At 68.6% G+C, this 14971-nt stretch carries 11 protein-coding genes and 1 pseudogene; 4 read left to right on the plus strand and 8 right to left on the minus strand.

Annotated features, from left to right (window positions below; all coding sequences use genetic code 11):
• Positions 1 to 20: 20 nt before the first annotated feature.
• Genes K5L49_RS09845 through K5L49_RS09855 form a run of 3 tightly spaced genes read right to left on the minus strand, consistent with a single transcriptional unit; the run spans position 21 to position 2082 of the window.
• Positions 21 to 785, minus strand: coding sequence for an ABC transporter permease (locus tag K5L49_RS09845; protein ID WP_223692368.1), 765 nt, complete (start codon positions 783 to 785; stop codon positions 21 to 23).
• Positions 782 to 1720, minus strand: a complete 939-nt coding sequence (locus K5L49_RS09850; protein ID WP_223692370.1) for an ABC transporter ATP-binding protein — start codon at positions 1718 to 1720, stop codon at positions 782 to 784. The genes K5L49_RS09845 and K5L49_RS09850 overlap by 4 nt, the downstream gene beginning before the upstream one ends.
• Entirely contained in the window at positions 1717 to 2082 is a 366-nt protein-coding gene (locus K5L49_RS09855; RefSeq protein ID WP_223692372.1) for a PLD nuclease N-terminal domain-containing protein, read from the minus strand. Before K5L49_RS09855 ends, K5L49_RS09850 begins: the two co-directional genes overlap by 4 nt.
• Positions 2083 to 2167: 85 nt before the next feature.
• Between K5L49_RS09855 and K5L49_RS09860 the strand changes: the two genes are divergently transcribed.
• On the plus strand, positions 2168 to 2791 hold the full coding sequence (locus tag K5L49_RS09860) for a DUF3887 domain-containing protein (protein WP_223692373.1): 624 nt from the start codon (positions 2168 to 2170) through the stop codon (positions 2789 to 2791).
• Positions 2792 to 2816: 25 nt separating this feature from the next.
• Here the strand turns inward: K5L49_RS09860 and K5L49_RS09865 are convergent, their stop codons facing one another.
• Both K5L49_RS09865 and K5L49_RS09870 read right to left on the minus strand, forming a co-directional pair.
• Positions 2817 to 3536, minus strand: coding sequence for an SOS response-associated peptidase (locus tag K5L49_RS09865; RefSeq protein WP_223692375.1), 720 nt, complete (start codon positions 3534 to 3536; stop codon positions 2817 to 2819).
• A gap of 73 nt (positions 3537 to 3609) precedes the next feature.
• Positions 3610 to 4134 (minus strand): SRPBCC family protein, encoded by a 525-nt coding sequence (locus tag K5L49_RS09870; protein WP_223692377.1) that lies wholly within the window; start codon positions 4132 to 4134, stop codon positions 3610 to 3612.
• Between the two features lie 104 nt (positions 4135 to 4238).
• Between K5L49_RS09870 and K5L49_RS09875 the strand changes: the two genes are divergently transcribed.
• Positions 4239 to 4715, plus strand: a complete 477-nt coding sequence (locus K5L49_RS09875) for a winged helix-turn-helix transcriptional regulator (RefSeq protein ID WP_223692378.1) — start codon at positions 4239 to 4241, stop codon at positions 4713 to 4715.
• 89 nt (positions 4716 to 4804) lie between these two features.
• Here K5L49_RS09875 and K5L49_RS09880 read toward each other — a convergent pair whose 3' ends face one another.
• From K5L49_RS09880 to K5L49_RS09890, 3 genes are read right to left on the minus strand one after another with little or no spacing between them, the layout of a single operon-like run.
• Positions 4805 to 6199 carry an MFS transporter gene (locus K5L49_RS09880; protein WP_223692380.1) on the minus strand — a complete coding sequence of 465 codons (1395 nt, stop codon included), beginning with the start codon at positions 6197 to 6199 and terminating at the stop codon, positions 4805 to 4807.
• Positions 6196 to 7149, minus strand: a complete 954-nt coding sequence (locus tag K5L49_RS09885; protein WP_223692382.1) for a ChbG/HpnK family deacetylase — start codon at positions 7147 to 7149, stop codon at positions 6196 to 6198. The genes K5L49_RS09880 and K5L49_RS09885 overlap by 4 nt, the downstream gene beginning before the upstream one ends.
• Before the next feature lie 22 nt (positions 7150 to 7171).
• Positions 7172 to 8368: an ROK family transcriptional regulator gene (locus K5L49_RS09890; protein WP_223692384.1), complete on the minus strand. Its 1197-nt coding sequence runs from the start codon at positions 8366 to 8368 to the stop codon at positions 7172 to 7174.
• Positions 8369 to 8875: 507 nt separating this feature from the next.
• Here K5L49_RS09890 and K5L49_RS20675 point away from each other — a divergent pair.
• Both K5L49_RS20675 and K5L49_RS09900 read left to right on the plus strand, forming a co-directional pair.
• Positions 8876 to 10416 (plus strand): annotated as a pseudogene (locus tag K5L49_RS20675) (sugar transferase).
• 76 nt (positions 10417 to 10492) lie between these two features.
• Entirely contained in the window at positions 10493 to 14971 is a 4479-nt protein-coding gene (locus K5L49_RS09900; RefSeq protein ID WP_223692385.1) for a LamG domain-containing protein, read from the plus strand.

The following is a 14971-nucleotide window of genomic DNA, read 5'->3' on the forward strand; positions in this document are numbered from 1 at the left end:
TGCCAGCGGCGTGGCCTGGTTCAGAGTTCCTTACGGCGGAAGAGGGCCGCGGCCAGCGCGACGACGAGGACGCTGAGCGCCAGCGTGATCAGCACCGGCCAGAGCGGTGAGTCGGTCGCGCTCCCGGCGGCGAGCGAGGTCGCCCGGCCGAGAAGGCCGGCGGGCGAGTAGTCGGCGACGGATGTCCAGATGCCGCCGATCGAGAGCAGCACGAACACTCCGAGGCCGGCGCCGGCCGCGCCGGCGGCGGAGGGGATCAGCACGGAGAACAGAGTCATCAGCGAGACATAGAGCACGGCGAGAACGAGCCATAGCAACGCCGACGACCAGAGCGGCCCGGCCGGTGCGTCGCCGAAGGTGGCGGCGGTGAGCCCCCAGGTGATCAGGGTCGCCACGACGAGCAGCACGGCCACGTAGACGGCGTGAACGATCGCTTTGACCACGACGAACGCCGACCGGGAGACCGGTTTGGTGAGCACCAGGATGGCGGTCCCGCTTCGGCGTTCGGCCGAGACGAGGCCACCGTAGATGATGATGATCGCGAACAGTCCGATCTGCGACAGGTTCTTGATCCACTGGCCGTAAGCGGCGAACGCGGTCGGTTCGGGCACGTGCAGCGCCGAGAATTGGTCGCCGGCGACCGCGGCGAGGAGTTGCGGCGTGTACCGGGCCAGCAGCGGCCCGGTCACGGCGAACAGCAGCAGAATCGCGGGGAGTACGAACAGACGCCAGGTGCGGACGATCTCGAACGCCTCTTTGCGGGCGAACATCAGCGAGGTCTTCACGCCGCTGCCTCCCCGATGAGCTCCACGAACACGTCCTCGAGCCCGAGCTCCCCCGCTTCTAGACGCACCAGGCCGGCGTTCTGGGCGGCGACCAGGCCCGGGATGTCGTGCTGGGCGGCGCGCACATCCGTCACCGTCAGCTCGATCACGCCGGGCGCCCCGGGCGCGCCGGGGGCGACGGATGCGGCCCACGGTCGGGTGGCGAGCACTGCGGCGAGCGCGTCGGCTCCGTCGGAGACTTCCAGCGTGATCCGGTGGCGGCCGTAACGGGCCTTCAGCTCCGGGATCGGTGCCTGGGTGAGCACCCGGCCGTGGTCGAGGATGGCGACCGAGTCGCAGACCCGCTCGACGTCGCCGAGGATGTGCGTGGAGAAGAAGATCGTCGTGCGCCCACGCAAGGAGCCGATCATGTCGAGCACGTCTTTGCGTCCGATCGGATCCAGCGCGCTTGTAGGCTCGTCGAGCAGAAGCAGCCGGGGCGCGTTGACGAGGGCCTGGGCGATGCCGAGGCGTTGGCGCATCCCCCGCGAATAGCCGCCGATGCGCGTCGTGACGCCGCTGAGGCCGGCGGCGTCGAGCAGCATCCCGGTGCGTTCGGTGAGCACGCGGCGTTCGAGCCCGAACAGGCCGCCGGCGAAGAGCATGAACTCCTCCGCGGTCATCCACTCGTAGAAGGCGGGAACGTCGGGCAGGAATCCGAGTTGGGCGCGCACCGTGTTGCCCGCATCCGACACGTTCTCGCCGAGCACGCGGACGGTGCCGCTCGTCGGCCGCGCCAAACCGGTGATCAGGCGCAGCGTCGTCGTCTTACCGGCGCCGTTCGGGCCGAGGAAGCCGAAGATCGACCCCTCCTCAACCGTGAGGTCGACGGCGTCGAGCGCTTTGCGCCCGCGATAGGCCTTGGTGAGCGCCACCGCTTCGAGCGCGGCGGTCATCGGGATCCCCCGGTGCCGGGCTCGCCGGTGCCGCCCTTCCCGGAGCCGCCCTCATCTGCGGGGTCGCCGTACAGTGCGTCGGCCACCGAACGGTTCGAGACCGTTCCCGGCGCCGAGGGCACCTGTTCCACCGGCGTTGCCGGCCGGCGCCCGATCGTCAGATAGAGGATGGCGCCGATGAGGTTGATCAGCACGATGATCGCGACCCACACCCATTTGTTGCCGAGCGCGACCCGCTCGCGGGGGCGACGGACGAGGTCGACGAGCGCGAACACATCCAAGGCCAGCTCGGCGAGTGCGAGGACGCCGAGGATCACCAGCACGCCGACGGGGAGGGAAGTGAGGGTCAGGTTCGGGCTCATCGCGATTCTCCTTGGGCGCCGACGACGTCGGCGCTGATAACAATCTGCTTGACAAGAAGCCCATTTGTCAAGGTATTGTTTACACATGTCGGATTCCTTCTCCGCCGCCGCCGGCCGCCTTCACCGTGATCTGGAGACGATCCTGGCCGCGCCCGTGCTCCGCAGCGAGAGCGATCCGCTCGACGCGCTCCAGGCGTCGCTCGCTGTTCAATCCCGCGCCGCCGAGCTGGTCGCTTCAGCGGTCGAACACGCTCGCAGCTCCGGCCGCACCTGGCAGGAGATCGGCGACGCGCTCGGCGTCAGCCGCCAGGCGGCCTTCCAGCGTTACGGCCGCCCGATCGACCCCCGAACAGGAGAGACGATGAACACCACACCCCTGCCCGAAGCCACCGACCTTGCCGTCACGGTCGTCGACGACCTCACGCACGCTCGCTGGGCGGCGGTCGCCGACCGGTTCGACACCACCGTGCGCTCACAGCTCGGTCCCGACGGCCTCGCCGCGGCATGGGCGCAGATCGTCGGCCTCGCCGGCGCCTACGAGAGCCACGGCGACATCACGGCGACACGCATGGCCGAGTACACGGTCACCGACACCCCCCTCGCCTTCGAAGCGGGCGACTTCATCGCCCGCGTCTCGTTCCGTGACGACAAGACCATCGCCGGGCTGTACATCCTCCCGGCCGAAGTGGCACCACTGCGTCCCGAGTGATCGGATGCGCGCGGCGCGGGCGCCCCTAGTCCGCCTCGTGCTCCAGCGGCCGGATCAGCTCGGGGCCGTCGCCGACCACCGGGCCGACACGATCGAAGACGAGATCGTTCGCGACGGGGATCGCCGCCCGCACCGCTTCGTCGAGCAGTGCCTGGTCGCCGACGACCGTCGGGTCGACCCAGTGGTCCCAGAGCTCTCGCGGCAGGGGAACCGGGTTGCGGTCGTGGATGTCTTCGAGCGTCTGCACCGCATCCGAGGTCAGGATCGTGGCGGTGAGGTGCCAACGGGCCGGATCGTCCCGGCCGAGCGCCGGGTCGGCCCACCAGGCGTAGAGTCCGGCGAGCCCGAGCAGTTCGCCGTCTCGCGCATGGATGAAGAACGGCGTCTTCTTTCCGGTGTCGGTGTTCGTCTGCCATTCGTAGTACCCGATCGCGGGAACGATGGCGCGTCGCGAGGCGACCGATGCTTTGAACATCGGCTTCTCCGCGGCGGTCTCAGCGCGCGCATTGAAGGTGGGAACCCGGGTCTTGAGCTCCTTCGACCAGGAGGGCGTGAGCGACCAGCGGGCGACCTCCACCCGGCGCACGGCGGGCTCGTCCCGTTTCTTGCTCTGCAGGAAGACGGGGATCGGATCGGTCGGGGCGATGTTCCAGCTCGGCCGCCAGTCGCGGAAGTCACCGCCCTCCGCCACGAACTCCTGAATCATGTCGTCGGTCTCTTTGTCCATCGCGAAACGCCCGCACATGCAGGTGAGCATACTCAGGACCACCGTCGAAGGCACCGAGTGCGTGGCCGAGCCCGCCGCGGCCACACCCCCGTCAGTCGGCGTTGTTCACGGGTCCGGCCGCCTCGGCCACCTGGCGGTGCAGCTCCGCGTGATCGGCGGCGGTGAGCGCCTCCCCGCCGCCGAACGAGTACGGCTCGCCCGCACCCGTCTCGATGAACGCCGTGAGGCTACCGTTCACGAACATGCCCCACGCGTTCGTGCACAGCTCGTAGCATTCGACGTCGGGGTCGAGCCCCTCATGGGTGAAGACGATCCGCGTGCCTGCGTCGGCCTCCTCGATGTCGAAGCGGACCGTCGTTCCGTTCCACTCCTGCTTGTCGGCGATGAAGTCGAGGTAGCTTCCGGTGACGAGCCAGGAGATCCGGTGCGCCGGAACGATCTCGGTGACGCGGAATCCGCTGTAGTGCAGTCCGGGGACGACGTACACGAACTCGTCGCCGATGGCCGTCGTCGAGCCGGTGATCCTCCCCCACCATCCGGAGACGTCATTGATCGCATCGAACGCTTGCTGTGGCGTGGCATCCACGGTGATCGTCGTCGTGTAGTTCGCTGTCATCTTCGTCTGCTCCTTGTTTCGACCCCTCGACGGGGCGCTGACTAACTTGCGTGATGCAAGCGTAGGATCACCGACTTGTATCACGCAAGTGTTAAGGTCGAACCATGTTGGGGAAGACCTATGACACGCAGGTGTGCTCGATCGCACGCTCCCTCGAACTCGTCGGCGAACGCTGGAGCCTGCTCATCATCCGCGACGCCCTCTTCGCCCGGGTGACGCGCTTCGGCGACTTCCAGCACAACCTCGGGATCGCGACCAATGTGCTCGCAGCACGACTCGACGCTTTCGTCGCGAGCGGAATCATGGAGCGAGAGGAGCCCTCCGACTACATCCTGACAGCCAAGGGACGCTCCCTCGCCATTGCGCTCATCGCTCTCACCGAGTGGGGAGACGCCTGGGCATCGCCCATCGAACCGCCCATCCTGTACCGGCACACGGCCTGCGACGGCGGTGCGGTGCACACGGTCGCACTGTGCGAGACGTGCGGCCCGGTTCCCGAGGAGGAGATCGCCGTCAGCATCGGTCCGGGCATGCCCGCCGACTACCTCGCGGCGCGACGCGGAGGCACCCGCGCCAGCTGATCGGCACCGCAAGCGTCGACGAACCCCACGCGCCCGAATCGGTCCGGCCCGCCCTGCCCGCCCGCCCTGCCCGCCGAATGCGGCGTGCCTCACGCCGTCAGGGTCGACTCCGATTCCGACTCCGGGTCCTGATCCCGGTCGGGCGTGGCGAGGCTGTCCTGGCTGCGCAATGGATAGGCCCAGAAGCAGATCCAGCCGAGAGCGGCGGCCACAGCGGGAAGCACACCCATCAGCAGCCGAACGCCTCCGTCGACGGCGGCCGCCTGGTGGTCGCCGGCGGCCGGATCGTAGCCACTGGCCGTGAGCACCCACGCGACGGCGACCGCCTGCACGATCACGGAGCCGCGCACGACGAACCCGTTGGCGCCGAAGTAGATGCCCTCTCGGCGCAGACCGGTGCGCTTCTCGTCGTCGTCGATGACCTGCGCGAGAGCGACCTCGAGCAGTTGCAGCACTCCGCCGACCCCGACACCGACGCCGAGTCCCACGAGGACGGCGCCGAGCATCCCGGCCGGGAAGAGGTAGGCCAGCGACGCGACGGCGTAGACGGCCACCGCCCAGAGCAGCGCCGTGCGGGGCGAGCTGCGCCGCACCACCCACGACCAGCCGACGATCGCCGGAACGGCCGCGAGGAAGATCGCCGCGAGGATCGGCGTGCTCGCCGTCTGCGGCTCGTTCAGCGAGTACCGCACATAGAATGGCACGGAGGCGATGATGATCGACGTCGAACTCTGCACGAAGAGCGACCCGAGCACATACGTGACGAACGCGCGATTTCCGAAGGTGTACGCGAGCTGCGCCCTCCAGGGCAGGGCTGCCTCGCGTGCGCGCACCGCTTCGCGGTCGACGGGCCGCTCGACCATCCCGGCCAGTGACCAGGCGAAGAAGCCGAGGCAGACCACGCCGAGCGCCAACGCCATGCCGGCCCAGCCGATCGTGCCGTAGAGAAGCGGGGCACCCGCTGTTCCGAGGATCATGCCGACCAGCCCGAACAGCTGCCGCGGGGTGTTCCCGCGCGCGCGTTCGCGGGTGCTGCGGAAGATCTCGGGGAACAGGGCGGAGACGTTGAGCACCACGACGACGACGGTGACGTCGTAAACGGCGACGATCACGAGGAACCAGACGAGCAATCCTGCCGCATCCAGACCGGCCGGGGGCATCCAGATAAGGACGAACGCCACGATCATCGGGCCGATGCCGAGCGCGATCCACGGCACCCGGCGCCCCCACCGCGTCCAGCGCCGGTCGGAAACGGCGCCGACGAGCGGATTCAGCAGGGCGTTCAGGATGCCGTGGGCGACCATCGCCCCGGCCACCCATTCCGCGGGCACCTTCAGCTGGTCGGCGTAGAAGAACACGACGAACGCCGAGAAAGTCTGCGCCATCAACTGGATGGGGAACGCTGCGGCGCCGAACCCGAGGGTCTGCGCGCGCCCGGCCGGCCCGGTGAGCCGACGGTCCCGCATCCGCCCGAGCGCGCTCATCGCTCACCCCTCTGCACGGCGCGGAGGTCGCGCCACGAGACGCGCACGATGCCTTCAGCCGTGATCGTCGCCGCGACCTCCGGATCGGCGAGCAACCGGTGCTCGTATCCGCGCTTCGAGGCGCCGTAGTCGGCGATGTCGGCAAGCTCGGCATCGTCGGCCATCGGATGCAGGTAGAACTCGGTCACTCCCGCCCCGACCGACCTCAGCAGGTTCAGGAACCCGGCCTTGACCTCGTCGTAGCTTTCTTCGTCGGCCGTGCCGGCGTCGCGCAGGTCGAACGGATGCGTCCACAGCCGGTCCGGGAGCACGACCCCCAGCCGATCGGCCAGGCCGGTCGCCTGATCCAGTGCGCCCTGGAAAGACGGATCGATGTCCATCCCGTCGATCGAGCGCGGCAGCCGGAACGGCAGCCCGTGCTGTGCGGCGAGGGCGAGCACGACGGGAAGGAGACTGCGCCCGGTCGCCAATCCGTAGACCGACCCCATGTGGTTGTCGAGGTGGCTGACATCCGCTCCGGCCGCCAGCGCAGCCGCCAGCTGCGCGGCGAGCTCTGCGGCGACATCCTCGTCGCTCACCTGCCGTTCGACGCTCTCCACATCGAGGGGGAAGTAGCCGGCGTCGTCCACCAGCGTCGTGCCGACGCCCGTGAGCGGCCGCCACCGATAACGGCTCCACTCGCTGGTCAGCACCAGATGCACGCCGACATCCAGCGCCGGCCTCGCGGCCGCGAACGCGAGCGCCTCGGGCGCCCAGGAGCACGGCACCATCACGGTCGTCGAGTCGATATTCCCGGCCTCCAGCAGCTCGGTGATCGCCCGATTGGCCGCGCGGCACATGCCGAAGTCGTCGGCGTTCAGGATGATCGCCCGGGCGTCCGGCGCGAAGCCGAGGCGTTCGACGAGGTCTGACGGGGCCGGGCTCGCCGGCGGGCGGGGGTTCGGTGTCATGGATGGTCTCCTTCGGGGTCGGTCACGAAGCGATCGGGGAACCGGCGGCGGAATCGGCGGCCACGGCGGCGTCGAACACGTCGTCGCGCACCTGCCGATGCACCTGCCCGATGGCTCCGAGCAACACGCCCTCGCCCTGCAGGGCGGATGGCACGAACCGCATGGGCAGCTCCGCGGCGGCAGTCGCCGCGAAGTCGGTGACGGCCGTCACCAGCAGGTCGTCGGCCGCCAGGTCGGTCAGCACGAACAGGTCTGGATCGAGCACGAGGGCCACGGATGCGGCGGAGAGGGCGAGCCGTCGGCCCACCTCGGCGACCACACGCCGCGCGCGCCCGTCACCGGCGGCGGCATCGTGCAGTAGTGCACTCAGCGGCCGCCCGGACGGCAGCCCTTCGGCACTCGCCAGGTCGGCGATCGCCCGGCGGCCGAGCGACTCCGCTCCCAGCCGGAGCCCCGGCTGAGGCAGATAGGCCACCTCGCCGGCTCCACCTGCCGCGCCGCGGTACAGTCGCCCATCGATCACGAGGCCGGCGCCGAATCCGGAGTCGAGCGAGAGCACCGCGAAGGTGCGGGCGTCGCCGACGGCCGTGCCGCACTGCTCGGCGAGCGCGCTCAGATTGATGTCGTTCTCGATGGTCACCGGGCAATCGAGCCCCGCCTGGAGCGCATCGTGGAGCGCTGTTCCGCCCACCGCATATCCGGGAACGGTGCGGAGCGTCCGCCCGTCGGCCCCGACGATGCCGTCGATCCCGACGACGGCCCGCCGCAACCGTGGGGCGGCGGCCCCGGTCTCACCCGGTTCGATCGCGCCGACGGCGTCGGCAGCCAGCTCGAGGATGAGCGCGGCGCGGGCCTCCTCCCCGTCGATCATGCCTGCAACCTCGGCTCCGGCGCGTGCGCGAACCTCCCCGGACGCATCCACCACTGCGACCCGCACGTGGTCGGGCGCGCTGTGCACCGCGAGCCCGAAAGCGGTGTCCGGAACGAGCCGATAGAGCACCGCTGCCGGCCCGCGTCGCGTGCGGTCGAGCCCGGCTTCGGCGATGACACCCGAACCGACGAGCGCCTGGACGGTCTGCGTCACCGTGGTGCGCGACAGCCCTGTGGCCGCGACGAGTTCTGGGCGGGCGAGCTGCCCGCGCGCATCGAGCACGGCGAGCACGGCCCGGGCGTTGAGCGCCCAGAGCAGCCCTTGCGGGCCCGCGAGCAGGCCATCCATGCGTTCTCCTCCCACGTCGCTGTGCGGAACGGGTTGAGTATGACACAAAGTGTCGTACTGGGGAAGAGTGCCGGCGCGGAGGCGATTCGAAGCAGGCTCCCGGCCGCCTGACAGAGGGCTCTCGTAAAGATGAGAAATAATCACCCCCCAACAGGGCTCACGCTCGATGTGGAAAACGATGTAATCTCACTTTTGTGAATAGGTGAGAAACAGTCACTTTCCGTTCGCTGAACTCCTCGTCCGGTCTCACGAGTGGGTCTCCCGGTTCACACACCCGAAATGCACCAACCCGACACGCAGGGAACAACCCGTGAACCCGCATCCGCCGCGTCGAGCGACCCGATCGCTCAACCCCCTTGGCGACCCCAGGCCGCCTCGGCGCGAGCGGAGCAACGGACGAACCCTCACAAGCGGGGCCGGCGGCGGTGAAGCCGTTCGAGACCACGGCTTTCCCCCAGCCGTCGTCGGCTCTTCCGTCGGGAATCCCAGCGCGGGGAGGGCGCTTCCATGACCGTCGTCAAGACACGAATTTCCACCTTCGGCCGGCCCGAGGTGGCGGCACAACCCGTCTCCTCCGAGCGCACATGGGCACGGCAGTACCGAGCACGACTCTTCGTGACCGACACGGCCATCATCCTCGCCTCGACGATCGGAGCCATGTTCCTGCGCTTCGGCTTCGATGACACGGGCGCACGGTTCGCCGGTTTCCGCACCGACTACTTCACCCTCTCGATGCTCATCGCGGCGACCTGGATGTTCGCGCTCGGCGTCTACCACACCCGCGACCCACGCGTGGTGGGCGTCGGGGTGTCCGAGTACAAGCGGGTCGTCAACGCCAGCGCGCTGACGTTCGGCCTGCTCGCCATCGTGTTCCTGGTGGCGAAAGTCGACATCGCCCGCGGCTACTTCGTGCTCGCACTCCCCGTCGGCGTGCTCGGCGTGCTGTTCTCGCGCTGGCTGTGGCGCCAATGGCTCATCCGCCAGCGGATGTTCGACCACTACCTTTCCCGCGCTCTCGTCGTGGGAGGGTTCGACGACGTCGACTACGTCGTGCGGCAGATCCACCAGAAATCCGGCGCGGCTTACAACGTCGTCGGTGCCTCCCTCGACGCGGCGCCGCACGGCGCGCATGTGCGCAAGGGCGTTCCGGTGCCGGCCTCCGCGGGCAGCACCGCCACGGTCGCCGCCCCGCAGCGCGAGGTGCCGGTCGTCTCCGACCTCGACGGCGTCGCCGAGGCCGCCGCCCGGCTCGGTGCTGACACCGTGATCGTCGCCGGACAGGCGCTCACCGGCGGCGACTTCGTGCGCAACCTCGCCTGGCAGCTCGAAGGAACGGCCACCGAACTCGTCCTCGCCTCGCGGCTCACAGATGTGGCCGGACCGCGCATCCACTTCCGCCCGGTGGAGGGCCTTCCGCTCATCCACGTGGAGATCCCGCAATTCGAGGGCGGCAAGCACGTGCTCAAGCGGGCGTTCGACTTCTTCGTCTCCGGCATCGCTCTGGCGCTGCTCTCCCGCTCTTCCTCATCATCACGCTGGTCATCAAACTCGACGACCGCGGGCCGGCGATCTTCTCGCAGGAGCGGGTCGGCCGCAACGGCGAGACGTTCCGGATGTTCAAGTTCCGTTCGATGGTCGTCGACGCCGAGGCGCGCCTCGCGCAGCTGCAAGCGAAGAACGACGGGAACGGGCTGCTCTTCAAGATGAAGAACGATCCCCGCATCACCCGCATCGGCCACACCCTTCGCAAATACTCCCTGGACGAGCTCCCGCAGCTCGTCAACGTCTTCCTCGGCGATATGAGCCTCGTCGGCCCCCGCCCCCCGCTGCCCGCGGAGGTCGAAGGCTACGACGACCACGTGCACCGCCGCCTGTACATCAAGCCGGGACTCACCGGCATGTGGCAGGTGAACGGCCGCTCCGACCTCTCGTGGGACGAAAGCGTGAGACTCGACCTCTACTACGTCGAGAACTGGTCGCTCACCGGCGACCTCGTGATCATGTGGCGCACCGTGAAGGTGCTCACGCATCCCGTGGGGGCGTACTGATGAACGCCGCCAACGCACCAAGCAGGACCCGACCACCGCAAACCCCCATTCGCACATCACAGACACCGAGGTTGTCATGAGCACTGAATCTCGCCCCCGCGCTCGCTCGCTGGGCATCCTGGCCTCCGTCGTCACGACGATCGGACTGGTCTTCGGCGGGCTGGCGCTGGCATCGCCGGCGATGGCCGACACGGCACCACCGGATCCGTCGAGCCCGGCCTCGCCACCGACGGTCGGAGCGACGCCGCTCCCCACCACCCAGATCGACGGTGTCGCCTGGGCGCAGGTCGTCGTGGGCAACACGGTGTACGTCGCAGGAAGCTTCGCCACAGCCCGCCCCGCGGGTGCTGCGGCCGGCGTGAACACCACGCCGCGCGCGAACCTCCTCGCCTACGACATCACCACAGGCAACCTCATCTCGAGCTTCAACATCCCGTTGAACGCACAGGCCCTCGCCATCACGGCGTCGCCCGATGGCTCGCGAGTCTACGTGGGCGGTGACTTCACCACCGCCGGCAGCGGCAACTACTACCGCATCGTCGCGATCAGCACCGCCACCGGCCAGATCATCAGCAGCTTCCGGCCGATCATGGAGAGCGAAGTGCGCGCCCTCGCCGCCACGAACACCGCCGTCTACGCCGGCGGAACGTTCTCCAGCGTGAACGGCACCCACACCGGATACATCGCCAAGATCAACGCCTCCGACGGCTCCCTCAATACCGCCTGGCAGGGCAGCGCCGACTACGTCGTCGACGCGCTCGCGGTGAGCCCCGACGGCAGCAAGGTCTACGCGGGCGGCCGGTTCCAGAATATGAACGGCACACCGCAGTACGGCCTGGCCATGCTCACCGGCGACACCGGAGCCGTGCAGCCGTTCGCCGCGAACCAGACGGTCCGGGACGCGGGCACGCAGGCCGGCATCACGTCGCTCGCGGCCACCAACGACACCGTCTACGGCTCCGGCTACGTGTTCGGCTCCGGCGGCAACCTGGAAGGCAGCTTCTCGGCCAACCCGAACACCGGCGCGATCAACTGGATCGAGGACTGCCACGGTGACACCTACTCGATCTTCCCGATGAACAGCGCGCTGTACATCGCCGGTCACCCGCACTACTGCGGCAACGTCGGCGGGTTCCCGCAGACCAACCCGTGGACCTACCACCACACGCTCGCGTTCTCGCAGGCGACCACCGGCACCCTCACGAACAACGGGGACGGCGCCTACGCGAACTTCAGCGGTCAGCCCTCCCCGACCCTGCTCAACTGGTTCCCCCAGTACGTGACCGGTTCCTACACCGGTCAGGGCCAGGCGGCGTGGAGCGTATCGGGCAACGGCAACTACCTGGCGGTCGGCGGCGAGTTCCCCTACGTCAACGGCATCGCCCAGTACGGTCTCACGCGCTACGCGATGGACAGCGTCGTGAAGAGCACCACCGGGCCGAACGTCAACGTCCCGCTCGTGCCGAACGCGGCATCCTTCACCGCCGGTCAGGCCCGCGTCTCGTGGACCGCGACCTACGACCAGGACAACGTGAACCTGAACTACAAGGTCGTGCGCGACGGTGACACCGCCCACCCGGTGTACCAGACCAACCAGATCTCCAACTTCTGGACCCGCCCGGCGATGGGCTTCATCGACACCGGGTTGACGCCCGGCAGCACGCACTCCTACCGGGTGTACGTGACAGACCCCGACGGCAACCAGATCTCACGACTCGGCAACACCGTGACGATCGCCGCCACCAGCTCCGGCGGAGCCTACGCCAGCTCGGTCACCGCGGCAGGCGCGTCGTCGTACTGGCCGCTTGACGAGTCGAGCGGAAGCGTCGGCCTCGACCACGTCGGATTCAACGACCTGCAGATGCAGGCCGGTGTGACCCGCGGCGTCGCCGGACCGATCACCGGAACCACCGCATCCACGTTCAGCGGAGACTCCACCGGCTGGGCCGTGACCCCGGCGACGGCCACCGCACCCGACACGTTCACCGCGGAGGCGTGGATCAACACCACGACCACCAACGGCGGCAAGATCATCGGCTACGGCAACGCGAACACCGGCACCTCCTCCAGCTACGACCGTCATGTCTACATGGACAACAACGGCAAGATCTGGTTCGGCGTGTACCCGGGATCCTCGCAGACCCTGAACAGCTCGGCTTCGTACAACGACGGCCAATGGCACCAGATCGTGGCCTCCCTCGGCCCGAACGGGATGCGGCTCTACATCGACGGCAAGCTCGTCGGTTCGCGCACCGATGTCACGAACGGGCAGGCGTACTCCGGCTACTGGCGGATCGGCGGTGACAGCCTGAGCGGATGGTCCAACCAGCCGACCAGCAACTTCTTCGCCGGCAGCATCGGGCAGGTCTCGATCTACCCGACGGTGCTCTCGCCGACCACGATCGTGAACCAGTACGTCGCCTCCGGCCGCACCTCACCGTTGCAGCCGGCTCCGGCCGACGCCTACGGCGCTGCGGTCTACAACTCCAACCCGGACATCTTCTGGCGCCTCGGCGACACGAGCGGTTCGACGGCGGTCAGCGCGGACGCGTACGGCAACAACGGCACGTACTCAGGCACGGCGACCACGAAGAATCAGTCGGGCGTGCTCCCGGGCAACGCCGACAAGGCGGTGAAGTTCAACACGAACTCCAGCGGCTCCAGCGGCGGCATCGTCAGTTCCAACCAGCAGGTCACCAACCCGACCACATACTCCGAGGAGATCTGGTTCAAGACGAACACGACGAACGGCGGAAAGCTCATCGGGTTCGGTGACGCCCAGACCGGGCTGTCGAGCAACTACGACCGCCACATCTACATGCAGACCGACGGTCGCATCGTGTTCGGGACGTACACCGGGCAGACCAACACCATCACCTCGCCGACACCGCTGAACGACAACCAGTGGCACTACGCGGTGGCCACGCAAGCCTCGGACGGCATGAAGCTGTACGTGGACGGCACCCTGGTCGGCACCAATCCCCAGACGGCCGCGCAGAACTACAGCGGCTACTGGCGGATCGGCGGTGACAGCACCTGGGGCGGCGCACCGTACTTCTCGGGAACGCTCGACGAGGCTGCGGTCTACTCCAGCGAGCTGAGCGCGCAGGACGTGACCAACCACTACGCCCTCGCCACCACCGGCACCCTGCCGAACCAGGCGCCCATCGCCTCCTTCACGTCGAGCCAGTCCGGCCTGACGCTGAACGTGGACGGCAGCGCCTCCAGCGACCCGGACGGAACTGTTGCGTCCTACGCCTGGGACTTCGGTGACGGAGCGACGGCGACGGGTGCGACCGCATCCCACGCCTACGCGGCCGGCGGAACCTACACAGTCGCCCTCACGGTGACCGACAACCAGGGCGCCACCAACACGAAGACGACCTCCGTGACGGTCACGGCCCCGCCGCCCAACCAGGCGCCGGTCGCCGCGTTCACCTCGACGGTGTCGAACCTGAGCGTCGCCTTCGATGGCTCCGGCTCGGCCGACCCCGATGGAACCGTGGCCTCGTACGCCTGGGACTTCGGTGACGGCACGACCGGCACCGGCGTCAACCCGACACATGTGTACGCCACGGCCGGCGCGTTCACCGTCACCCTGACGGTGACCGACAACCTCGGTCTCGCCGGAACACCGGTGCAGCACCAGGTGACGACGGTCGCTCCGCCGAACCAGGCCCCCGTGGCCTCGTTCACCGCCACACCGAACGGCCTCGCCGTCGCGGTCGACGGCAGCGCATCGAGCGACCCGGACGGAACTGTCGCCTCCTACGCCTGGAACTTCGGCGACGGAGCGACCGGCACCGGGTCGACCGCCAGCCACACCTACGCGGCCGGCGGCACATTCACCATCACGCTGACGGTGAAAGACAACCTGGGTCTTGCCTCGGCGCCGGTCACCAAGTCCGTCACCGTGACGGCCCCGCCGCCCGCGGCGATCGCGTCCGACACGTTCGAGCGCACCTCCGCCAGCGGCTGGGGCACGGCCGACCTGGGCGGCGCATGGACGGGCGCCGGTGCGGCATCCGCCTACACCGTCGCCTCCGGCACCGGCACGATCGTCGGTGCGGCCGCCTCGACCAAGACTGAACTGCTGAGCGGCATCTTGAGCACGAACACCGACACCACGGTGCAGTTCTCGTCGCCCACCACCTCCACCGGCGGCGGCATCTACGTCTCGGCGATCGGACGCTCGAACGGCACCATCGAGTACTCTGCTCGGGTGTGGATGCAATCGACCGGTGTGGTGCAGCTCCAGCTGCTCCAGGGTTCGACGATCATGCAGGCCGTGAACGTCAGCGGTCTCACGTACACCCCGGGCACGCAGTACCAGGTGCGCGTGCAGGTGTACGGCACGTCGCCCACCACCGTCCGCGCCCGCGTGTGGGCCGTCGGTGCGACGGAGCCCACCACCTGGCAGACCAGCGTCACCGACAGCACCGCGACTCTCCAGGTCGCCGGTTCGGTCGGGCTGCGCGCGTACCTGTCGGGCACGGCGACCACCGCCCCGCTGACCACGAAGTTCGACAACTTCGTCGTCAGCCCGGCCCAGTAG

The organism is Leifsonia poae (assembly GCF_020009625.1).
Lineage (GTDB): Bacteria > Actinomycetota > Actinomycetes > Actinomycetales > Microbacteriaceae > Leifsonia > Leifsonia poae_A.